Raw genomic sequence first — 23,082 nt, 5'->3', positions numbered from 1 at the left:
AATTGACATTAAACTAGCACGACCAAAGATAACTTTACACCGTCTGTCAAAATGCCTTGAACAAATATGTCCATTTGCCACTTTCCCCAGACCGGTAAATCGCCCTACAGCGCGCTGTAAATTCTCTCTCCCGGCGTGGCTCAGGATTCCACCATCGCCATCGCCTCTTCCACATCCACCGCGACCAACCGCGAACAGCCGGGCTCATGCATCGTCACCCCCATCAACTGGTCGGCCATTTCCATGGCGATCTTGTTGTGGGTGATATAGATGAACTGCACGGTCTGGGACATCTCTTTAACCAACCGAGCGTAGCGTCCAACGTTAGCGTCATCCAGCGGCGCGTCAACTTCGTCGAGCATGCAGAACGGCGCCGGGTTCAACTTGAAGATGGCAAATACCAGGGCCAATGCGGTCAGGGCTTTCTCGCCGCCGGACAACAAATGGATGGTGCTGTTCTTCTTGCCCGGAGGCCGCGCCATGATCGTTACCCCTGTATCGAGTAGATCTTCGCCCGTCAGTTCCAAGTAGGCGCTGCCACCACCGAAAACTTTTGGGAATAACGCCTGTAAACCGCCATTAATCTGATCAAAGGTATCTTTGAAGCGGTTGCGGGTTTCCTTGTCGATCTTGCGGATCACGTTTTCCAGGGTGTCCAGGGCTTCAACCAGATCGGCGTCCTGGGCATCCAGATAACGTTTACGCTCGGACTGCTGCTGGTACTCATCGATAGCGGCGAGGTTGATCGCGCCCAGGCGTTGAATACGTGCGGCAATCCGTTCAAGTTCTTCTTCGGCGTCTTTCTCGTTGGCTTGGGCGGTCAGGGTGTTGAGCACGCCGTGCAGGTCATAGCCGTCTTCCAGCAATTGGTCTTGCAAGGTCTTGCGGCGCACGGTGAGGGCTTGCCATTCCATGCGCTGTTGTTCGAGCTGGCCGCGGATCAACTGGGATTGCTGCTCGGCCATGGTGCGACGCTTTTCGGCGTCGCGCAGTTCGCGGTCGGCGTCTTCCAGGGCGATCTGTGCGGTCTTGAGTTCGACGTCGACGGTCATGCGCTTGTCGAGCAACTCTTCGAGCTTGAGGCGCAGCTCTTCCAGTGGCGCCTCGCCCTCCTCCAGGTTGAGGCTCAGTTGCTCGCGCTTTTCGGTCAGGCGTTCGGACTGCATCTCCAGGCGCTCAAGGGCCTGGCGCGTGGAATCGTGCTGGGCGCGCAACGAGCCCAGGCGTACGGCCAACTGATGGGCATGGTCCTTGTGCTGGCGGGCTTCCTGGCGCACGCGGTCGAGGCGCTCGCGCAGGCTGTCGCGCTGGGCCAGCAGCAACTCGCGCTGTTCGGTGTCCAGGGCCATGCTGTCGAGGGCCTCCTGCAAGTGCAGGCGCGCTTCACCGATCTGTTCATGTTCCAGGGCGCGCTGTTCGCCCATTTCGGCCACTTCTTCGTCAAGACGGGTGCGGCGCAGGGTCAATTGCTCGACCTTGGCCCTGCTCGCAGACAACTGGGCCTTCAACTCGCCTTGCTGGCGCGCTTCGTCCTGCAACAGCCGACGCAGGTGTTCGCGGCCGGTTTCCTGCTGGCGCTGGGTAGCGCGCAGGGTTTGCAGTTCGGTTTCCAGGCTTTCCAGAGTGGCTTCGCGTTCTTCACGCTCGGCACTCAGGTTGACAATTTCCTGGCCACGGGCCAATACGCCACTTTCCGTTTCGCTGGCGCGGCGCACGCGCAAAAAGTGGCGGCCGACCCAATAGCCATCGCGGCTGATCAGGCTTTCGCCGGCCGCCAACTGGCCACGTTGAGCCAAGGCTTGCTCAAGGGACTCAACCGGCTTGACCTGGCCCAGCCATGGCGACAGATCCATCGCCGCCTCGACCTTGTCCAGCAAGCTGCCCGGTACCCGTGCACCATCAGCCGCTGGGCTGAGCAGGCGCAAATCGCCCTGGGCAAACCCGGCCAGGTCGAAACCAGCAAAATCATCTACCAGCACCGCTTGCAGATCGGCACCCAACACGGTTTCCACCGCCAACTCCCAGCCGGCTTCGACTTTCAAGCCCTCGGCCAGGCGCGGGCGCTCGGCCAAATGCTGGTCGCGCAGCCATTCGGCGGTGCCGGTACCGGGGTCGAGCGCGGCTTGCTGCAAGGCTTCCAACGAAGCCAACCGACCATTGAGTCGCTGCAAATCGCCTTGGGCCTGCTGCTGCGCCTGGGTCGCGGTGTGCAACTGCTGACGCAGTTGCTCCAGGCGCTCCACTTGCTGTTCTTCGCTGGCCTCCAGCTCTTCCAGGGTCATTTCGCTTTCGGCCAGTTGTTCGCTCAGCGCCATGATCGCCGCGTCTTCCGGGTCGGCGGCGAGCAGGACGCGCTCTTCCTGCAGCCGGCGCTGGCGCTCGGCCAGGCGTTCCATGCTGGTTTCCAACTGCTGAATGCGTGACTGCTGCACCTCGGCCTGGCGGCGTGGCTCGGCGGATCGCAGGTTGAAGGCGTCCCACTGCTCTTGCCAGCCGTGCATGGTGGTTTCGGATTCTTCCAGGGCGGCGGCGGCTTCTTCGGCGGCGGCGCTGGTGATTTCCTGCTCGGGGGTGAGCATGTCCAGCTCTTCGCCCAGAGTCAGTAGCAACGTACGGTCATGGCCCAGGTGCGACTCGGTCTCCAGGCGTGCGCGCTCGGCTTCCTTCAAGTCATCCTGCAACTGGCGCAAACGCTGCTGGCCGTGCTGGATACTCTGCTCGACCCGGGCAATGTCACCGCCCACCGAATAGAAGCGGCCTTGCACCAGATTGAAGCGCTCGGACAACTCATGGTGACCGTCACGCAGGCGCTCAATGCTGGCGTCGGCATTACGCTGCTCGGCCACCAGCGCTTCAAAGCTGACTTCCTGGGTGCCAATAATCGCTTCGCGCTGGCCCACCTGGTCATTCAATGCCTGCCAGCGCAGGGCCGACAGTTGCGCCTTGAGCTGGCGCTCCTCGCCCTTGTATTCCTGATACTTCTCGGCGGCCTGGGCCTGGCGGTGCAGGCGTTCGAGCTGGCGCTCCAGCTCTTCGCGCAGGTCGGTCAGCCGGGCGAGGTTTTCGTGGGTACGGCGGATACGGTTTTCAGTCTCGCGGCGGCGCTCCTTGTATTTGGAGATGCCGGCCGCTTCTTCGATAAAGTTACGCAGGTCTTCGGGCTTGGCTTCGATCAGCTTGGAGATCATGCCCTGTTCGATGATCGAATAGCTGCGCGGGCCCAGGCCTGTGCCGAGGAAGATATCGGTGATATCGCGACGGCGACACTTGGTGCCGTTGAGGAAGTAGCTGTTCTGGCTGTCGCGGGTGACTTTACGACGGATGGAAATTTCCGCGTAGGCTGCGTATTCGCCGATCAGGGTGCCGTCGGAATTATCGAACACCAGCTCGATACTGGCCTGGCTCACCGGCTTGCGGCTGGTGGAGCCGTTGAAGATGACGTCGGTCATCGACTCGCCACGCAGGTTCTTCGCCGAGCTCTCGCCCATCACCCAGCGCACGGCGTCGATGATGTTCGACTTGCCGCAGCCATTGGGGCCCACCACCGCCGCCATGTTGCTGGGAAAGTTGACGGTGGTGGGGTCGACGAAGGATTTGAACCCCGCCAACTTGATGCACTTGAGCCGCACGCTTAGGCGCCCGCCAAGGCTGCGATGACCAGCGAACTGCTGCGCTGGCAATAGGCGGTGAGCACCAGGCGAATCTGCACCAGGTCACGGGCAAGCACCGCAGCGAGCAATTGCTCGAACAGCGCCAGGAACTCGCTCATGGACGCCTTGCGCTGATCCAGCGCCAGGTAATAAGCGCGGTTCATCGCCGGCTGCAGGTTTTCGACGGTTTCCTGCAAATAAGGGTTGTTGGCGAAGGGGTACGCGGCACGCATCACGCTGAAGCTTTCTTCGACGAAAGCGCGGATGTCCTCGCGCTCCAGGCTCAGCTGCAGGCGTTGTTGAATTTGCAGGAACGGCGCCATGTCGGCCTGGGTCTGCCAGCCTTCGGCAACCGCATTGCCGAGCAGGATGTACATCTCGCCCATCAACGTACACAGGCTCTGCACCTTGTGCGCGGTGAGTTCGGTGACGTGGGCGCCACGGCGCGGCAGGATCGCAATCAGATGGCGGCGCTCAAGGATCAGCAAAGCTTCGCGCACGGAACCACGGCTGACGTTGAGCGCCAGCGTGACCTTCTGTTCCTGGATCCGCTCCCCAGGCTTGAGATCGCCGCGAATGATACGTTCGGCGAGGTGGTGAGCAATTTGCTCGGCGAGACTGTCCGGCGCCTTGAACGTCATGTTTTCCCTTCAAAATCTGCTATCGGTACAAGCGCGGCAGTGTAGCGCATTGGCCCGCTGATGGCGCTACGCCCACCGTGGCGAATTTGGCATGAAATAAGCAACGTTGAAAGCCTGTAAGCCGCCAAAAACGCCGGTTCCAGAAGACTGGACCATAATTGAAAGTGTTGCGACCGTATTTTCTTGACCCTTAGGTCAGAAAACAATTGACCGAAAAGTCAGACATGACTAGATTCGGCGCAAAGCGGTTAACAACAATAATGAGTCTGCGAGGCCTTCCGTGATCCAGTTTTTACTTAACCAGGAACTCCGTAGCGAGCACGCCCTGGACCCCAACCTGACCGTGCTCAACTATCTGCGCGAGCATGTGGGCAAACCCGGTACCAAGGAAGGCTGCGCCAGCGGCGACTGTGGCGCGTGCACCGTGGTGGTCGGCGAGCTGCACACCGACGAGCAAGGCGCAGAGCAGATTCGTTATCGCAGCCTCAATTCCTGCCTGACGTTCGTGTCGTCACTGCACGGCAAACAACTGATCAGCGTCGAAGACCTCAAGCACCAGGGCCAACTGCACAGCGTGCAACAGGCCATGGTCGAGTGCCACGGTTCGCAGTGCGGCTTTTGTACCCCAGGTTTCGTGATGTCGCTGTTTGCCCTGCAAAAGAACAGCGATGCCCCCGACAGCCAGAAAGCCCATGAAGCGCTGGCCGGCAACCTGTGTCGTTGCACCGGTTATCGCCCGATCCTCGCCGCCGCCGAACAGGCCTGCTGCAACAAGCCCCAGGATCAATTCGACAGCCGCCAGGCTGAAACCATCGCCCGCCTCAAGGCTATCGCGCCGACGCAAACCGGTGAACTCAACAGCGGCGACAAGCGCTGCCTGGTGCCACTGACCGTCGCCGACCTGGCCGACCTCTATGACGCCTATCCGCAAGCCCGTCTGCTGGCCGGCGGCACCGACCTGGCGCTGGAAGTCACCCAGTTCCACCGCACCCTGCCGGTGATGATCTACGTCGGCAACATTGAAGCCATGAAGCGCATCGAGCAGTTCGACGACCGCCTGGAAATCGGCGCGGCCACCGCCCTCTCCGACTGCTACGCCGCGCTGCACCACGAATACCCGGACTTCGGCGAACTGCTGCACCGCTTCGCCTCCCTGCAAATTCGCAACCAAGGCACCCTGGGCGGCAATATCGGCAACGCTTCGCCCATTGGTGATTCGCCGCCGCTGCTGATTGCGTTGGGCGCACAGATCGTACTGTGCAAGGGCAACACCCGCCGCACCCTGGCGCTGGAAGACTACTTCATCGATTACCGCGTCACCGCGCGCCAGGACAGCGAGTTCATCGAGACCATCATCGTGCCCAAGGGCCACACGCTGTTCCGGGCCTACAAGGTGTCCAAGCGCCTGGACGACGATATTTCCGCCGTGTGCGCAGCGTTCAACCTGAAGATCGACAACGGCGTGGTCAGCGAAGCGCGCGTTGCGTTCGGCGGCATGGCCGCCACGCCAAAACGCGCAACCCGCTGCGAAGCTGCGTTGGTAGGCGCCACGTGGAATGCGGCCACAGTAGAAAAAGCCTGCACCGCCCTGGCCGGTGACTTCACCCCACTGTCGGACTTCCGCGCCAGCAAGGAATACCGCCTGCTCAGCGCGCAGAACCTGTTGCGCAAATACTTCATCGAACTGCAAACGCCGCACATCGAGACTCGGGTGACCGCTTATGTCTAACCATCACGCCGTGGTAAAAACCCAGGCCGAACTTGCCGCACTGTTTGCCCAGGACCTCACCACCGGGGTCGGGCGCAGCGTCAAGCATGACAGCGCCGCCAAGCACGTCAGCGGTGAAGCGCAGTACATCGACGACCGCCTGGAATTTCCCAACCAGTTGCACCTGTATGCGCGCATGTCCGACCGCGCCCATGCCCGGATCATCAGCATCGACACCGCGCCCTGCTACGCCTTCGACGGCGTGCGCATTGCAATCACCCATGAAGACGTACCGGGCCTGAAAGACATCGGCCCGTTGATGCCCGGCGACCCACTGCTGGCCATCGACACCGTGCAGTTCGTCGGCCAGGTGGTGCTGGCCGTGGCCGCCCGTGACCTGGAGACCGCACGCAAGGCGGCAATGGCGGCGGTGATCGAATATGAAGACCTGGAGCCAGTGCTGGATGTGGTCGAGGCGTTTCGCAACAAGCACTTTGTGCTCGACAGCCACACCCACCAACGCGGCGACTCGGCCACTGCGCTGGCAAGCGCCAAGCACCGTATCCAGGGCACCTTGCATATCGGCGGCCAGGAGCACTTTTATCTGGAAACCCAGATCTCTTCGGTGATGCCCACCGAAGACGGCGGCATGATCGTCTACTGCTCCACGCAAAACCCCACCGAAGTGCAGAAGCTGGTGGCCGAAGTGCTGGACGTGTCGATGAACAAGATCGTGGTCGACATGCGCCGCATGGGTGGTGGTTTTGGCGGCAAGGAAACCCAGGCCGCCAGCCCGGCGTGCCTGTGCGCCGTGGTGGCGCGCCTCACCGGCCAGCCGACCAAGATGCGCCTGCCACGGGTCGAAGACATGCTGATGACCGGCAAGCGCCACCCCTTCTATATCGAATACGACGTGGGGTTTGACGACAACGGCCGACTGCACGGCATCAACCTGGAACTGGCGGGTAACTGCGGTTGTTCGCCGGACCTGTCCAACTCGATTGTCGACCGCGCCATGTTCCACGCCGACAACTCGTATTACTTGGGCGACGCCACGGTCAACGGCCATCGCTGCAAGACCAACACCGCCTCCAACACTGCCTATCGCGGCTTCGGCGGCCCGCAGGGCATGGTCGCCATCGAAGAGGTGATGGACGCCATCGCGCGCCATTTAGGCCAAGACCCGCTGGCCGTGCGCAAGGCCAACTACTACGGCAAGACCGAGCGCAACGTTACCCACTACTACCAGACCGTCGAGCACAACATGCTCGAAGAAATGACCGCCGAGCTTGAGGCCAGCAGCCAGTACGCAGAGCGCCGCGAAGCGATCCGCCTGTACAACGCCCACAGCCCGATCCTCAAAAAGGGCTTGGCGTTGACCCCGGTGAAATTCGGTATTTCGTTCACCGCCAGCTTCCTCAACCAGGCCGGCGCACTGATCCATATCTACACCGACGGCAGCATCCACCTGAACCACGGCGGCACCGAGATGGGCCAGGGCTTGAATACCAAGGTCGCGCAAGTCGTGGCCGAAGTGTTCCAGGTAGAAATCGACCGCGTACAGATTACCGCCACCAACACCGACAAGGTGCCCAACACCTCGCCCACTGCCGCTTCCAGCGGCGCCGACCTGAATGGCAAGGCCGCCCAGAACGCGGCCGAAACCATCAAGCAGCGCCTGGTGGAATTTGCGGCGCGCAAATACGACGTGAGCGAAGCGGACGTGGAATTTCGCAACAGCCATGTGCGCGTGCGCGAGCAGATCCTGAGCTTCGAGGCGTTGATCCAGCAGGCGTATTTCGCCCAGGTATCGCTCTCCAGCACAGGTTTCTACAAAACCCCGAAAATCTTCTACGACCGCAGCCAGTCACGCGGGCGGCCGTTCTACTACTACGCGTTCGGCGCGGCCTGCTGCGAAGTGATCGTCGACACCCTGACCGGCGAATACAAAATGCTGCGCACCGACATCCTGCATGACGTGGGCGCCTCGCTGAACCCGGCCATCGACATCGGCCAGGTGGAAGGCGGCTTCATCCAGGGCATGGGCTGGCTGACCATGGAAGAGCTGGTGTGGAACAACAAGGGCAAGCTGATGACCAACGGCCCGGCCAGCTACAAGATCCCGGCGGTGGCCGACATGCCGCTGGACCTGCGGGTGAAGCTGGTAGAGAACCGCAAGAACCCGGAAGACACGGTGTTCCATTCCAAGGCCGTGGGCGAGCCGCCGTTCATGCTGGGGATTGCGTCGTGGTGTGCGATCAAGGATGCAGTGGCGAGTTTGGCTGACTATCGCCAGCAGCCCAAGATCGATGCGCCGGCCACGCCCGAGCGGGTGTTGTGGGGGTGTGAGCAGATGCGGCAGTTGCAGGTGGCGAAAGCTGTCGAGGCTGACACTGAGATGGCTTCGCTCTAGACCGAGGCGCGGCCTTCGCGAGCAAGCCCGCTCCCACATTTGAAATGCATTCCAATGTGGGAGCGGGCTTGCTCGCGAAGGCGGCCGAACTAACAGCAGAAATGTTGAGGTAGACATGGACAACTGGATCAGCGCCCTCGCCACCCTGCACAACCAGGGCGAACCCTGCGTGCTCGTCACCATCATCGAAGAACTCGGCTCAACCCCGCGCAACGCCGGTTCCAAGATGGTCATCAGCGCCGCGCAAGCCTTCGACACCATCGGCGGCGGGCACCTGGAATACAAGGCGATGCAGATCGCCCGGGACATGCTGGTACGCGGCCAGCAAAACACCCATCTGGAGCGCTTCAGCCTCGGCGCAAGCCTGGGCCAGTGCTGCGGTGGCGTCACCGTGCTGCTGTTCGAGCCCATGGGCCAGGCGCAAGCGCACATCGCCGTGTTTGGCGCCGGCCACGTCGGCCGTGCGTTGGTGCCATTGCTGGCGAGCCTGCCTTGTCGGGTGCGCTGGATCGATTCCCGCGAGCAGGAATTCCCAGAGCACATCCCCCAAGGCGTGCGTAAAATCGTCAGCGAAGAGCCGGTCGACGAAATTGCCGACTTGCCAGCAGGCAGTTACTGCATTGTCATGACCCACAACCACGCGCTGGACCTGGAACTGACCGCCGCCCTGCTCAAGCGCAACGACTTCGCCTACTTCGGCCTGATCGGCTCGAAAACCAAGCGGGTCAAATTCGAGCACCGCCTGCGTGACCGTGGCTTTGACGCCGCGCAATTACAACGCATGCGCTGCCCCATGGGCCTCCCCGAGGTCAAGGGCAAGCTTCCGGTGGAGATCGCCATCTCCATCGCCGGCGAAATCATCGCCACCTATAACGCCAGTTTCGGCCAGCACCTTGCCGGCGCCGAACCTATTGCCAAACTGCTGCCGGCTTCGCGCCGCAGCCAAGCTATCTGAATTGAGACGATCATGCCTTTGACTCGCAAAGCCTACCGTGCCGCCATCCTGCACAGCATCGCCGACCCTGCCATCGTGGGGATCGAAGCCTCCTATGAATATTTCGAGGACGGCCTGCTGGTGATCGACAACGGCCAGATCAGCGCCCTTGGCCACGCCAGCGACCTGCTGCCGAGCCTGCCCGCCGATATCGACATCACCCATTACAAAGACGCGCTGATCACCCCCGGCTTGATCGACACCCATATCCACCTACCGCAGACCGGTATGGTCGGCGCCTATGGCGAACAGTTGCTGGACTGGCTCAACACCTACACCTTCCCCTGTGAAAGCCAGTTTGCCGACAAGGCTCACGCTGAAGAAGTCGCCGATATCTTCATCAAGGAACTGCTGCGCAACGGCACCACCACGGCGCTGGTGTTCGGCAGCGTGCACCCGCAATCGGTGAATGCATTCTTTGAAGCGGCCGAGAAACTCGACCTGCGCATGATTGCCGGCAAGGTGATGATGGACCGCAACGCGCCGGATTACCTGACCGACACCGCCGAATCCGGCTACCAGGAAAGCAAGGCGCTGATCGAACGCTGGCACGGCAAGGGGCGCCTGCACTATGCGGTGACGCCACGCTTTGCTCCTACGAGCACGCCGGAGCAACTGACGCTGGCCGGTCAGTTACTGGGCGAATACCCAGACCTGTACATGCAGACCCACATCAGCGAGAACAAGCAGGAAATCGAGTGGGTCAATGAGCTGTTCCCGGAGCGCAACGGCTATCTGGATGTCTACGACCATTACAAGCTGCTCGGCGAGCGCTCGGTGTTTGCCCACGGCGTACACCTGTGTGACGACGAATGCGCACGGCTGGCAGAGACCGGCTCGGCAGTCGCGTTCTGCCCGACCTCGAACCTCTTCCTCGGCAGTGGTCTGTTCAACCTGCCGATGGCCGAGAAACACAACTTGAACGTGGGCCTGGGCACCGACGTGGGTGGCGGCACCAGCTTCTCGCTGCTGCAAACCCTGAACGAAGCCTACAAGGTCATGCAACTGCAAGGTGCGCGGCTGAGCCCGTTCAAGTCGCTGTACCTGGCGACCCTGGGCGGCGCAAGGGCGCTGCGCCTGGAAGACAAGATCGGCACCTTGCAGCCTGGCACCGATGCAGACTTCCTGGTGTTGGATTACAACGCCACGCCACTGCTGAGCTATCGCCTGAAACAGGCCAATAACATTGCCGAGACGTTGTTTGTGCTGATGACGCTGGGGGATGACCGGACGGTGTTGCAGACCTATGCAGCCGGGCAACTGGTGCACCAGCGCTGATCTCAGAGACACCACAAAACCAATGTGGGAGGGGCTTGTGTGGGAGCCGGGCTTGCCCGCGATGCAGGCACCGCGGTATGTCAGTTACACCGCGGTGATGCTATCGCAGGCAAGCCAGCTCCCACACAAGCTCACTCCCACATTTGATTGGGTTTACAACTTTACAGACGAGCGCCCAGGTTTTTTAGTCTGTAAAAGATGCGAAAACACCGCATGCAAATCATCCGACGCACTCTCTTCATCGAGGTTGAGCTTGCTGTCGATATGATCCATGTGATGCATCATCAAGTTCACCGCCAGCACCGCATCCCGTGCTTCGATCGCGTCGATCAACTGGGTGTGCTCATCGTAGGAACAGTGCGAGCGGTTGCCGCTTTCGTACTGGGCGATGATCAATGACGTCTGGGATACCAGGCTGCGCTGGAAGCTGATCAGCGGCGCGTTCTTTGCGGCTTCGGCCAGCTTCAAGTGGAATTCGCCGGAGAGACGGATACCGGCGCCACGGTCACCGCGCGAGAAGCTGTCGCGCTCGTCGTTGACCATCTGGCGCAACTCGGCCAACTGCTCGGCCGTGGCGTGCTGCACCGCCAACTCCGTGATCGCCCGCTCCACCAGGCGCCGCGCCATGAACACCTGGCGTGCTTCTTCAACGCTTGGGCTGGCAACCACCGCACCGCGATTGGGCCGCAGCAGTACCACGCTTTCATGAGCCAGACGCGACAGCGCGCGGCGAATGATGGTGCGGCTCACGCCGAAGATCTCGCCCAGTGCCTCTTCACTCAATTTGGTTCCGGGCGCCAGGCGTTGTTCAAGGATCGCCTCGAAGATATGCGCATAGACGATATCGTCCTGGGTTCCGCTGCGACCGGCCTTGCCGGCTCGCGGTTGTTTCTTGAGAGGTTGCAACTGTTCGTTCATGGGCACTCGGGTTTGAGAACGGCGAATTAACGGTAATACGGCAACAGCGTGTCGCTGGCAAGTATCACCTAAAAACAGCGCACATTGTACACAACCCACTGCGCCAACACACTGTACGGCTGTTTGCGGCCCCGGCTGTATTGCAATGACTCGTTACGTTTGAGTTTAGGCTTGATTCCACGATTTCCCACGCCCTCTTTGTAGGAGCGAGCTTGCTCGCGAAAAACCTGAGAGCGCTACGGTTATTCAGGTAGCCCGCGTTATCGTTGACGTTTTTCGCGAGCAAGCTCGCTCCTACAAGAAAGCCTGACACAAGGATCATCGCTCCATGACCGACGCCACCCAAGCGCCCTTGCGCCCACTGGCCGACACTTCTGCGTCGGCCGTCGTCGCTGGCTTTATCGCCATGATGACCGGCTATACCAGCTCCCTGGTGCTGATGTTCCAGGCCGGCCAGGCCGCCGGCTTGACTACCGCGCAGATTTCTTCGTGGATCTGGGCGATTTCCATCGGCATGGCGGTGTGCAGCATCGGCCTGTCCCTGCGCTATCGCACACCGATCACCATCGCCTGGTCCACCCCTGGCGCGGCGCTGTTGATCACAAGCCTGGGCGGCGTGAGCTATGGCGAGGCCATCGGTGCCTACATCACCTGTGCGGTACTGGTGACGCTCTGCGGGTTGACCGGCAGCTTTGAGAAACTGGTCAAGCGGATTCCGGCGTCACTGGCAGCGGCGTTGCTGGCGGGGATCCTGTTCAAGATCGGCAGCGAGATTTTCGTCGCCGCCCAGCACCGTACCGGGCTGGTGCTGGGGATGTTTTTCACCTACCTGATCATCAAGCGCCTGTCGCCGCGCTATGCCGTGCTGGCCGCCCTGCTCATCGGCACCGCCTTGTCAGGGCTGATGGGGTTGTTGGACTTCAGCGGTTTTCATCTGGAGGTGGCTACGCCCGTATGGACGACGCCGCACTTCTCGCTGGCGGCGACCATCAGCATCGGCATTCCGCTGTTCGTGGTGGCCATGACCTCGCAGAACATGCCCGGCGTAGCCGTACTGCGCGCCGACGGCTATACCGTGCCGGCTTCGCCATTGATCACCACCACCGGCCTGGCGTCGTTGGTGCTGGCACCGTTCGGCTCCCACGGCATCAACCTGGCGGCGATCAGCGCCGCGATCTGCACCGGCCCCCACGCCCATGAAGACCGCAACAAACGCTACACCGCCGCGGTGTGGTGCGGAGTGTTCTACGGCATTGCCGGGGTGTTCGGCGCCACGCTGGCGGCACTCTTTGCGGCACTGCCCAAGGAACTGGTGCTGTCGATTGCGGCATTGGCGTTGTTTGGCTCGATCATCAATGGCTTGAGCATCGCCATGAATGAGCCGAAGGAACGGGAAGCGGCGCTGATCACCTTTATGGTCACCGCGTCTGGCTTGACGTTGTTTTCCATCGGGTCGGCGTTCTGGGGGATTGTGGCGGGGGTGTTGACGCTGCTGATATTGAATTGGCGCAAGGCATAAAAAAACGGCGACCCTCAGGTCGCCGTTTTTTTTAGTATCACTTAGCCGCGTTGATCGGCTTTTCTGGATACCACACGTCCAGCAACGGGCTGACTTCAGCCTTGGTCAGCTCGGAACGGGTTTTCAGCCAGGCTTCGACCGCAGCACGCTGCTCTTCGGAGACCGAGCCACGCTTTTGCAGGCAAACCAGACCGTAGTCATCGCCGCCAACATAGCCCAGGCCGTTGGCTTCCATGGCTTCTTTGATGAATGCTTCGAGGAAAGCGTCGATAGCTTCTTCACTCAGGCCTTCGTTGAAGTCCAGGTTCAGTTCGAAACCCAGCTCTTGAAATTCATCAACGCACAGTTTTTTGCGCAGACGCTGGGAACGGTTAGTCGCCATTGGAACAATCCTCATAAGTATTAACGGGCGGCACTTTAGCAGTTTAAGGCGGCAATTGCCCGACTCTCTGGGACCGACGGGCAAATGCGCGCAAAAAAACCACGATTAGCAGCTATCGTTCAGCTACACGTGGCGCCAGCTTGGGGCATAATGCCGACACTTTCGTGACCAATGAGGGATTTTCTTCCATACCCCTCGCCTTTTTCACCCTCCTCAGCAGTAGGGTTTTATTTCTTATGATCAAATCTTTGCGTTCAGTGTTACTTGCCAGTGTTGTCTTGCCCCTGGCCTTTTCCGTTTCCGCCGCTCCCGTCAATAACACCCTGCCACCCAGCGTTGCGCAGGCCTTGCAGAAGGCCAAGCTGCAAAATACCGCGCTGTCCCTGGTGATGCTGCCCCTGAACGGCCCTGGTACCCCTACGGTTTTCAATGCCGACGTCTCGGTGAACCCGGCCTCCACCATGAAGCTGGTCACCACTTACGCGGCCCTGGAAATGCTCGGCCCCAACCATCAGTGGAAGACCGAGTTCTACACCGATGGCACCCTCAGCGGCGGCGTGTTGCGTGGCAACCTGTACCTCAAGGGCGGCGGCGACCCGAAGCTGAACATGGAAAAACTCTGGCTGCTGATGCGCGACCTGCGTGCCAATGGCGTACAGCAAGTCACCGGTGACCTGGTGCTGGACCGCAACTTCTTCAACCAGCCGCAATTGCCCGAGTTCAACGACGACGGCAACGATGAGAACAAGCCGTTCCTGGTCAAGCCCGACGCCTTGCTGGTCAACCTCAAGGCCCTGCGCTTCGTGACCCGCAATGATTCGGGGCGGGTGATCGTGTCGGTCGAGCCGCCGATTGCCAGCATCCGCATCGATAATCAGGTAAAAGTCACCAACGCCAAACAGTGCACCGGTGACGTGCGCTACAGCCCGGTGACCGCCGCCGACGGCAGCGTGACCGTGACCGTCAGCGGCCAACTGGGTGATGGCTGCAGCTCGCAGACTTACCTGTCGCTGCTCGACCACGCCACCTACACCGCAGGCGCCGTGCGGGCGATCTGGAAGGAGTTGGGCGGTACCATCCAGGGCCGTGATATCCAGGCTCCGGTGCCCAAGGATGCCAAGGTGCTGGCCCGAGCCTTCTCGCCGGACCTGGCGGAAATCATCCGCGACATCAACAAATACAGTAACAACACCATGGCCCAGCAGTTGTTCCTGAGCCTGGGTGCGCAGTTTCGCAACGATGCCGATGGCGACGATGCCAAGGCTGCGCAACGCGTCGTGCGCCAGTGGCTGGCCAAGAAAGGTATCACTGCGCCGCACCTGGTGATGGAGAACGGTTCCGGCCTGTCCCGCGCCGAACGGGTCAGCGCCCGCGAAATGGCGGCCATGCTGCAAGCGGCATGGAAAAGTCCTTATGCGGCGGAGTACATCAGCTCGATGCCGATCGCCGGCACCGACGGCACCATGCGTAAACGTCTGAAAACCACCGCCATGCGCGGCGAAGCCCATGTGAAGACCGGCACCTTGAACACCGTGCGCGCCATCGCCGGTTACAGCCGCGATAACAATGGCAATACCTGGGCGGTGGTGGCGATTCTCAACGACGCCAAGCCTTGGGGAGCCTCGTCGGTGTTGGATCAGGTGCTGCTGGACCTGTATCGCCAGCCGAAGGCCGTTGCAGCCGCACCGGTTCTCTAAAGCTTCACATTGCCCTGTAGGAGCGAGCTTGCTCGCGAAAAACGTCAACGATAACGCGTGTTTCCTGAATAAACGCGGCGTCTATGGCTTTTTCGCGAGCAAGCTCGCTCCTACAGGCATCAGGGCTTCCTCGACCCGATCCCTGCCCGCCTGTTTGGCCACGTACACCGCCGAATCAGCGCGCAGCAGCAACCCATCGATGCCTTCGTCAACCCGCCAACTGGCCACGCCGAAGCTGGCGGTAACCACCCCCACCGGCTCCATCGACGCATCACGCAACGACTGCCACAACTGCATCGCCAGGCTGTAGGCCTGTGCGCCATTGGTGTTGGGGCACAGCACCACGAACTCCTCCCCGCCCAGCCGGCAAAACACATCGGTGCGGCGCACGCGTTGGCCGATACGCTTGCACAACTCCTGCAGCACGCTGTCGCCCACGGCATGGCCGTGCTGATCGTTGATGCGCTTGAAGTGGTCGATATCGAGCATGATCAACGACAGCGCGCCAGAGGTCCGGTTGAGCCGGAGCATTTCACCCTTGAGGCGATCCTGGAAATAGCGCCGGTTATAGATCCCCGTCAGGGAGTCGGTGATGGACAGCGCACGCAGTTCTTCCTCGACCCGTTTGAGATCAGAAATGTCCGACACATAACCGTGCCAAAGCGTACCGCCTCCCGGCAACTCTTCTGGCGTCGCTTCGCCGCGAATCCAGCGCAGGCCTCGCTGGGGTAATTGCACGCGGTACTCTTCGCGCCAATGGCTCAGTTGCAACGCAGAAAGGCGTATGGAGGCACGCACTCGCTCCAGGTCCGAAGGGTGAATGCGCTCCAGCACCTTGCCCGCATCCTGCTGCAGCACGCCCAGTTCGATTTCATAGATATCGCGCATGCCTTCGCTGGCATAGATGAAACGCCAATTGTCCTGTGGTTCCAAAGTGAACTGGAAGATCCCACCCGGCACATGGGCACTGAGTTTTTTCAGCAGGCGGTCGCGTACCGCAAGGGCCTCATAGGCGCGCTTTTGCTCGGTGACATCCAGGTAAATCGCCAAGTGCCCGACCCACAGGCCATGGTCATCCAAAAGGACGGTCGGCAACATGTTGACCGTCAGTTGGCTGCCGTCCTTGCGCACCAGCGTCCACTCACGTCCTTCATGTTGACCGTCCGGGCTCTCCACCAGCATCGCCTGGCTCGCTGGAATACGCTTGCCCAACGCCCTGCTCAACGGTTCAGCGCGCGCGTCGAGTTCCACGGCCACGTGCAGGCGGTCCAAGGTCATATGCCCCAGCACCTCCTCGGCCGTAAAGCCCAGCATCTGCTCGGCACCAGCATTGAAGGTGTTGATCACGCCGCGCAGGTCAGTGGCAATGATCGCCACTTGAGTCGCCGCATTCAGCACACTGCGCAGTTGCCCATGGGCGCCACGCAACTCCTGCTCACGGGTGCGCAATTGCAGGGTGCGCTGCTCCACCAGTTTCAGTGCGCGCTGGCGTTGGCTGACTAACACATAGAGCAACGCACTGAGCAAGGCACTGAGCAGCACGCCCATCGCCAGAATGGTGTGCATCGAAGAATGGTTGGCCCTGTCGAACACTTCGCTGGCGCTCAGGCTCAGGGCGTAGACATGATCGCCCAGGGTGAGGCGGCGCGCAGCCGTCAAACCACTGCTGCCCAAGGCGTTGCTGGAGGCATACAACACCCGTTGCTGGGTGTCGGAGGTGTCTACGATCTGCATCACCAGGTTGTCCCGGTTGGACCTGGGCAACCCCTCGGCCACCAGCTGGCGCATGCTGATAACCGCCATCACAAAGCCATAAGGCTCGGCATCTGCGACTTTGCTCACGGGCGCCACCAACAAAACGCCTGCCGCATAAGCGGGCTCCACCCCCACCAATTGCATAGGTTGTGACACCGCCAGCTGGCCGCTTTGTTGCGCACGCTCCAGCGCTGAACGGCGCAGGGGCTGGGCCAGCAGATCAAAGCCCAGCGGCGAGCCCAGCAAACTTTGCGTCTGGCTGTACAGTACCGGTACGTATTCATCGCGCTCGGCCGCTGACGCCAATTCACCGGAGGTATTGAGTTCGCGGATACTGAAGGGAATGCCACGCTGGCGAGAAATGTCCTGCTCAAACAAGCTGCGCTGCGTGCGAAATATGCGTGGTGCCCAGGCATAGGCACGGGCATGCAACAACAGCGGTTTGGCGAAACCGTCGAACTCGGCGCGGGACACCTCGCCGGAATTGACGAAGAAACGCTGCAGGCTGCCCAGGCGTTGCTCTTGGTCTTCAAAACGTTCCTGGATGCGGCTGTAGCGTTCGTTGACCAGCAACTGGAACCGCTGGCGCACCTGTTGCTGATACAGGTCAGAAGCCGCCCACGCGACGACCACCGTCAGCGCGCTACCGACCAGTAACACCACCAATGCCACCAGCCAAGCCGATGCCTGCTCACTGATAAAACCAAGGATTTTCGGGCGAACGGCTTGCATCGGCATAGGCAACACTCACAGCGCCAGTGTGCGGGGGTGTCACTTTGGCTAGGGCTTAAGTTATAGCCATCGGTCACGGGTTTGACCAGTGCAAAACCGTCAACGGACTTATTGTGGCGAGGGAGCTTGCTCCCGCTCGGGTGCGAAGCGCCGGCAATTTTCCGGGGCCGCTGCGCAGCCCAGCGGGAGCAAGCTCCCTCGCCACAGAAGCTCGCTCCTACAGGGGAAAATCAGCGTGCGGTGATTTTCCAGGCGCGGTGGATCTTGGCATTGCGCGCAAAATCCGGGTCGATGGTCTTGTCGCTGATTTCCTCGACCGCATAGCGTTCGCTGAGGTTGTCTTCCAGCTGGAACTTGCGGAAGTTGTTGGAGAAGTACAGCACGCCACCCGGTGCCAGGCGCGCCATGGCCAGGTCGAGCAACTGCACATGGTCACGCTGCACGTCGAAGATGCCTTCCATGCGCTTGGAGTTGGAGAAGGTCGGCGGGTCGATGAAAATCATGTCGAATTCATCGCGGCTCGCTTCCAGCCACGCCATCACGTCTCCCTGTTCCAGGCGGTTCTTGTCGGAGAAGCCGTTGAGGGAGAAATTGCGACGCGCCCAGTCCAGGTAGGTCTTGGACAGGTCGACGCTGGTGGTGCTGCGTGCGCCGCCCTTGGCAGCATGCACACTGGCTGTGGCGGTGTAGCAATACAGATTGAGGAAGCGCTTACCCGCCGCTTCCTTCTGGATGCGCATGCGCATCGGGCGATGGTCGAGGAACAGGCCGGTGTCCAGGTAGTCGGTGAGGTTGACCAGCAACTTAACGCCGCCTTCACTGACCTCGGTGAATTTGCCTTGGGCACTCTGACGCTCGTATTGCTTGGTGCCGCTCTGACGTTCACGACGCTTGACCACCACACGGCTCTTGTCGACGTTCAGTGCCTGGGGAATTGCCGCCAGGGCATCGAACATGCGGGCCGAGGCTTTTTCCGGGTCGATGGATTTAGGCGCCGCGTATTCCTGCACGTGCACCCAATCGTGGTACAGGTCGATCGCCATGGAGTACTCAGGCATATCGGCGTCATACACACGGTAGCAATCCACCCCTTCGCGCTTGGCCCATTTGCCCAGCAGCTTGAGGTTCTTCTGCAGGCGGTTGGCAAACATCTGCCCGCCTTCGCTCAAGCGCGCCTGCTCCACCACGGGGGTCGGGGCGGGCTTGATCGGGTTGCCGTTCTTGTTGTACTGACGCTCTGCCGGCTCGCTCGGGGCCTGGTCGTAAGCCGCTTGCTCACGTTCGGCCTGGCGCTGTTCAGGAGTGCGGCGTTCGCCAGTGACGAACTGATCCGGGTTGACCTTGATCAGCAGCAACTTGCACGGCAATGCGCCGTTCCAGAACGAATACTGTTTGTGGCTACGGATACCCATGCGCTTGCCCAGGTCCGGCGCGCCGGTAAACACCGCCGCTTCCCAGCCCATGCAGGCCTGGCGCAGGCGCTCGCCGAGGTTCTGGTAGAGGTACAACAGGCTGGCTTCATCACCCAGGCGCTCGCCATAAGGTGGGTTGCAGATGACCAGGCCTTTCTGGTTCTGGTCCGGACGCGGCTCAAAAGTGCCGACTTCACCCTGGTACACCTTGATCCAATGGCTCAGCCCGGCGCGCTCGATATTATTGCGCGCAGGCTGGATCAAGCGTGGGTCGGCTTCATAGCCACGTACCCACAACGGCGGCTTGTTCATGCCGATAGCGGCACGCTCAGTGGCTTCTGCGTGCAGTTTTTTCCACAGCGCCGGGACGTGGCCCAGCCAGGTGGTGAACCCCCACAATTCACGATTGAGGTTGGGGGCCATGTCGGCGGCGATCATCGCGCCCTCGACCAGAAAGGTACCCACACCGCACATCGGGTCTGTCAGCGCGCCGCCTTCAGCAGCAATGCGCGGCCAGCCGGCGCGGATCAGGATCGCCGCCGCCAGGTTTTCCTTCAGGGGTGCCGCACCCTGCTGCAGGCGGTAGCCGCGCTGGTGCAGGCTGTGACCGGAAAGGTCCAGGGACAGGATGGCTTCGCCACGGTCCAGGCGCAGGTGAATGCGCAGGTCAGGGTTGATCTTGTCGATGGACGGACGTTCGCCGGTCGGGGTGCGCAGTTTGTCGACGATCGCATCCTTGACCTTCAGCGCGCCGAAGTGGGTGTTGTCGATGCCCGAGCCGTGCCCGCTGAACTCCACCGCGAGGGTACCGTCGGGGACCATGTGGTCAGCCCATTCGATGTCCAGCACGCCGTGGTAAAGATCCTCGGCGTCTTTCATCGGGAAACGCTTGAGTACCAGCAACACGCGGTTGGCCAGGCGCGACCAGAGGCACAAGCGGTAAGCGGTTTCCATGTCGGCCATGCCGCGCACGGCCGAGGTGTGCTCGCGGGCTTCCTCAAGGCCAAGCCCGACGGCTTCCTCGATCAGCAGGCCTTCGAGGCCCTTGGGGCAGGTGAGGAAGAGTTCAAAACGGTCCGACATGGGGCATTCCAGGCTTTTCAGCAATAAGTGAACCGGCGACGCATCGCCGGTTCGGTTTTCAATCAAGCACTTTTCTCGAAGAGTGCTCGCGTGGCACGAATGTGCCGTTCCACCCCGTCTGGTGGGCTCTTGAGCCTTTATTGGCGAGGCAGAAGAAGAATGTTGCGCAACAAAAAGAAATATTCCGACCCTTCGTCGAATAATAACCGACTGCAATAGGCGGGCATTCTCACTAAGGAATTAAACCTTTCCTCTTTACAGGGCACATCATAGCTGGCTTTGCCCTATAAAAGGGGCGAATAACCAGCCCAGCTTATGGCTATAGCATCGCTATCGTTACGTGCTTATGACAAAACGATCATTGAATACATGTGACCTATTGGTTAGAACTCAACACAGGTTGGCGCCGTAACGGTGCCAACACATTGGCTCGCCACGCCGGCAGCGAGCCCACCAACGGCAGAAAAACTCTGCCCGGCCTTGGACAAGGCCGAAGGATATCTAGACAGTCAACAAGTGAGGGAAACACCCTATGAGAAGACTTAAGCGTGATCCGTTGGAAAGAGCATTTTTACGCGGATATCAATATGGCGTTCATGGAAAATCCCGTGAGCTTTGCCCATTTACTCTACCGTCGGTACGCCAAGCCTGGATCAACGGCTGGCGAGAAGGACGCGGCGACAACTGGGACGGTATGACTGGCACTGCGGGCATCCACAGACTCAACGAACTTCACGCCGTCGGCTAATCAGGGGATTTAATTGCGACACACACATCTTTGAATTTGTAGCGACTTAACCACGCACGCCCCATCCGGGCGGCGGGCTTCGGCCCAGGGGCTCCTTTACGGAGCCCTTTTTATTGCCTGATCAGCGCAAGGCAGCGATGGCATCCACCGACTCGCGAATCAATGCCGGGCCTTTGTAGATGAAGCCGGAGTACAACTGCACCAGGCTGGCGCCGGCCGCGATCTTCTCAGCCGCGTGTTTGCCTTCGGTGATACCGCCCACCGCGATGATCGGCAAACGCCCAGCCAACTCGGCCGCCAGCACTTTGACGATATGGGTGCTCTTGTCCCGCACCGGCGCGCCCGACAAGCCGCCCGCCTCGTCACCATGGGCCAGGCCTTCGACGCCCACGCGGCTGAGGGTGGTGTTGGTCGCAATCACCGCGTCCATCCCTGAATCCACCAGGGCCTGGGCCACCAGGACGGTTTCTTCATCGCTCATGTCCGGCGCGATCTTGATGGCCAGCGGCACACGCTTGCCATGACGCACGGCCAGGTCTTCCTGGCGCTGGCGCAAGGCTTCGAGCAGTTGCTTGAGGGAATCACCAAATTGCAGGCTGCGCAGGCCCGGGGTGTTGGGCGAGCTGACGTTGACGGTGACATAGCTGGCGTGTTCGTAGACCTTGTCCAGGCATATCAGATAGTCCTCCACCGCACGTTCCACGGGCGTGTCAAAGTTCTTGCCAATGTTGATACCCAGAATGCCGGTGTACTTTGCCGCCTGAACCCGCGACAGCAGATGGTCGACGCCGAGGTTGTTGAAGCCCATGCGATTGATGATCGCCTCCGCTTCCGGCAGCCGGAAAATGCGGGGCTTGGGGTTGCCCGGTTGCGGCCGTGGGGTCACGGTGCCGATTTCGACAAAGCCGAACCCCAGTTGCGCAAACCCGTCGATGGCCGCGCCGTTTTTGTCCAGGCCGGCAGCCAGACCGACCGGGTTGGGGAAGTCGAGCCCCATCACCGACACTGGCACTTTCGCCGGTGCCTTGCATACCAGGCCATTGAGCCCCAGACGGCCACCGGCACCGATCAGGTCCAGAGACAGATCGTGGGAGGTTTCCGGGGAGAGTTTGAACAACAGCTGGCGGGCCAGGGTATACATGGGCGGGCTAGACTCGGATGGCGGCAAAAGGTGGCGCTGATTATAGCCGGGGTGGCGGCCTGCATGCGAGGCGCGCCCGATCTCATTGACGTTGCGCCATCAACGCCTCATAACGCACCCAGATCCTTTCGGCGTAGCGCAGGCGTAATGCCTCACGCTGAGGACCGGGCCCAGGCCCCACGTTGTAAGCCCCCACCGCCGTCCAGTTGTAGCCAAAGCGCTGGATAAATTCGGCAAGAATCGAGGCGCCTACTTCTACCGACAGGCAAGGCTCAGTCAACAGCCGTTCTTCGGTAATGCCCTTCTTGAGCAAACGAGGCAAGTGGATGCTGTTGATTTGCATCAAGCCGATGTCCCGCGTGCCATTGCGGTTGGTGTAATTCATCGCTTGCGCCCGGTAACCCGATTCGACCGACGCGATAGCCTGCAGCAATTGCGGCTCAAGGTCGTGGCGGCTGGCCGCCTCTTCCCAGCAATAGGCCCATGCCGGGTTGCAGCCCATCGATACGCCGAGCGCCAGGCCTTTGCCCCATGCCTTAACCCTGAACATTGCTGGCCTGACCACAGACGGCGCACACGTGCACCACTGCCCTGGGTTGATCACCCGTGCGGACCGGGCATGTAAAGCGATAACCCTTGCCATAAATAGTCTTGATAAAGCCTTTGTCGGCCCTCAAGTGCTTGCGCAGGGAATAGATACACCGCGTGAGTGACTCATCGGCCACTTCCCCCCGAGGCCAGGCCAGTTCCAGCAAGCGATCCTTGGTCATCAGCGCGCCGCCGGAGGCCAGCAGCAACCGCAGCACATGCCCCTCCTTGGGAGGCAACTGAATATCCGCCTCCACGCCCGTCAACCGGCCATCGCCGTGCAAGGTCCAACGAGCGAAGACCAGGGACGTCGTCGTTTCATCCATTACGACGGCCATACGCACCTCTGTAGTCGACTGCCGACATTCAAATCCATACTGTGTGAACCAACTCATCTGCCATTGGCATGACTATAAAAATCGG

General features: G+C 60.7%; 16 protein-coding genes. 7 read left to right on the top strand and 9 right to left on the bottom strand.

Annotated elements, in window-relative coordinates; all coding sequences use genetic code 11:
• Positions 1-140 precede the first annotated feature (140 nt).
• Entirely contained in the window at positions 141-3,629 is a 3,489-nt protein-coding gene (smc, locus tag ODQ19_RS07030; RefSeq protein WP_330209668.1) for a chromosome segregation protein SMC, read from the bottom strand.
• 2 nt (positions 3,630-3,631) lie between these two features.
• Complete coding sequence (locus tag ODQ19_RS07025) at positions 3,632-4,291, bottom strand: GntR family transcriptional regulator (RefSeq protein WP_116667058.1); 660 nt, start codon at positions 4,289-4,291, stop codon at positions 3,632-3,634.
• 280 nt (positions 4,292-4,571) lie between these two features.
• On the opposite strand from ODQ19_RS07025, the gene xdhA reads away from it, so the two are divergent.
• From xdhA to guaD, 4 genes are all read left to right on the top strand, one after another.
• Positions 4,572-6,020: a xanthine dehydrogenase small subunit gene (xdhA, locus tag ODQ19_RS07020; protein WP_330209667.1), complete on the top strand. Its 1,449-nt coding sequence runs from the start codon at positions 4,572-4,574 to the stop codon at positions 6,018-6,020.
• Positions 6,013-8,412, top strand: a complete 2,400-nt coding sequence (gene xdhB, locus ODQ19_RS07015; protein WP_330209666.1) for a xanthine dehydrogenase molybdopterin binding subunit — start codon at positions 6,013-6,015, stop codon at positions 8,410-8,412. Before xdhA ends, xdhB begins: the two co-directional genes overlap by 8 nt.
• A gap of 115 nt (positions 8,413-8,527) precedes the next feature.
• On the top strand, positions 8,528-9,367 hold the full coding sequence (xdhC, locus tag ODQ19_RS07010) for a xanthine dehydrogenase accessory protein XdhC (RefSeq protein WP_330209665.1): 840 nt from the start codon (positions 8,528-8,530) through the stop codon (positions 9,365-9,367).
• A 12-nt stretch (positions 9,368-9,379) separates the two neighbouring features.
• Positions 9,380-10,684 (top strand): guanine deaminase, encoded by a 1,305-nt coding sequence (gene guaD, locus ODQ19_RS07005; protein ID WP_330209664.1) that lies wholly within the window; start codon positions 9,380-9,382, stop codon positions 10,682-10,684.
• A gap of 153 nt (positions 10,685-10,837) precedes the next feature.
• Here guaD and ODQ19_RS07000 read toward each other — a convergent pair whose 3' ends face one another.
• Positions 10,838-11,602, bottom strand: a complete 765-nt coding sequence (locus tag ODQ19_RS07000) for a GntR family transcriptional regulator (RefSeq protein WP_116667064.1) — start codon at positions 11,600-11,602, stop codon at positions 10,838-10,840.
• Between the two features lie 328 nt (positions 11,603-11,930).
• On the opposite strand from ODQ19_RS07000, the gene ODQ19_RS06990 reads away from it, so the two are divergent.
• The gene (locus tag ODQ19_RS06990; RefSeq protein ID WP_019820510.1) at positions 11,931-13,121 is read left to right on the top strand and encodes a benzoate/H(+) symporter BenE family transporter; all 1,191 of its coding nucleotides are present in this window, start codon (positions 11,931-11,933) and stop codon (positions 13,119-13,121) included.
• Positions 13,122-13,158: 37 nt separating this feature from the next.
• Here ODQ19_RS06990 and ODQ19_RS06985 read toward each other — a convergent pair whose 3' ends face one another.
• Positions 13,159-13,503: a YggL family protein gene (locus ODQ19_RS06985; protein WP_003193255.1), complete on the bottom strand. Its 345-nt coding sequence runs from the start codon at positions 13,501-13,503 to the stop codon at positions 13,159-13,161.
• Between the two features lie 236 nt (positions 13,504-13,739).
• Here ODQ19_RS06985 and dacB point away from each other — a divergent pair, with 236 nt between their 5' ends.
• On the top strand, positions 13,740-15,200 hold the full coding sequence (gene dacB / locus ODQ19_RS06980) for a D-alanyl-D-alanine carboxypeptidase/D-alanyl-D-alanine endopeptidase (RefSeq protein ID WP_116667065.1): 1,461 nt from the start codon (positions 13,740-13,742) through the stop codon (positions 15,198-15,200).
• 81 nt (positions 15,201-15,281) lie between these two features.
• On the opposite strand, the gene ODQ19_RS06975 is transcribed toward dacB, so the two are convergent.
• Both ODQ19_RS06975 and rlmKL read right to left on the bottom strand, forming a co-directional pair.
• Positions 15,282-17,693, bottom strand: a complete 2,412-nt coding sequence (locus tag ODQ19_RS06975; RefSeq protein ID WP_330209663.1) for a sensor domain-containing diguanylate cyclase — start codon at positions 17,691-17,693, stop codon at positions 15,282-15,284.
• A gap of 224 nt (positions 17,694-17,917) precedes the next feature.
• Entirely contained in the window at positions 17,918-20,182 is a 2,265-nt protein-coding gene (gene rlmKL / locus ODQ19_RS06970; RefSeq protein WP_330209662.1) for a bifunctional 23S rRNA (guanine(2069)-N(7))-methyltransferase RlmK/23S rRNA (guanine(2445)-N(2))-methyltransferase RlmL, read from the bottom strand.
• Between the two features lie 532 nt (positions 20,183-20,714).
• Between rlmKL and rmf the strand changes: the two genes are divergently transcribed.
• Positions 20,715-20,930, top strand: coding sequence for a ribosome modulation factor (rmf, locus tag ODQ19_RS06965; protein WP_002553055.1), 216 nt, complete (start codon positions 20,715-20,717; stop codon positions 20,928-20,930).
• Positions 20,931-21,051: 121 nt separating this feature from the next.
• Here rmf and ODQ19_RS06960 read toward each other — a convergent pair whose 3' ends face one another.
• The 3 genes from ODQ19_RS06960 to ODQ19_RS06950 form a co-directional block, all read right to left on the bottom strand.
• Positions 21,052-22,071 (bottom strand): quinone-dependent dihydroorotate dehydrogenase, encoded by a 1,020-nt coding sequence (locus ODQ19_RS06960; protein WP_116667068.1) that lies wholly within the window; start codon positions 22,069-22,071, stop codon positions 21,052-21,054.
• Between the two features lie 82 nt (positions 22,072-22,153).
• A complete protein-coding gene (locus ODQ19_RS06955; protein WP_330209661.1) occupies positions 22,154-22,621 on the bottom strand; it encodes a transglycosylase SLT domain-containing protein in 468 nt (155 codons plus the stop codon).
• The gene (locus ODQ19_RS06950) at positions 22,608-22,997 is read right to left on the bottom strand and encodes a winged helix-turn-helix domain-containing protein (RefSeq protein WP_116667070.1); all 390 of its coding nucleotides are present in this window, start codon (positions 22,995-22,997) and stop codon (positions 22,608-22,610) included. The genes ODQ19_RS06955 and ODQ19_RS06950 overlap by 14 nt, the downstream gene beginning before the upstream one ends.
• Positions 22,998-23,082 lie beyond the last annotated feature (85 nt).

This window comes from Pseudomonas sp. AM4(2022), assembly GCF_036346515.1.
GTDB lineage: Bacteria > Pseudomonadota > Gammaproteobacteria > Pseudomonadales > Pseudomonadaceae > Aquipseudomonas > Aquipseudomonas paracarnis.
Note: the sequence above shows the minus strand (reverse complement) of the source record. Positions and strands in the feature narration are given on the sequence as shown.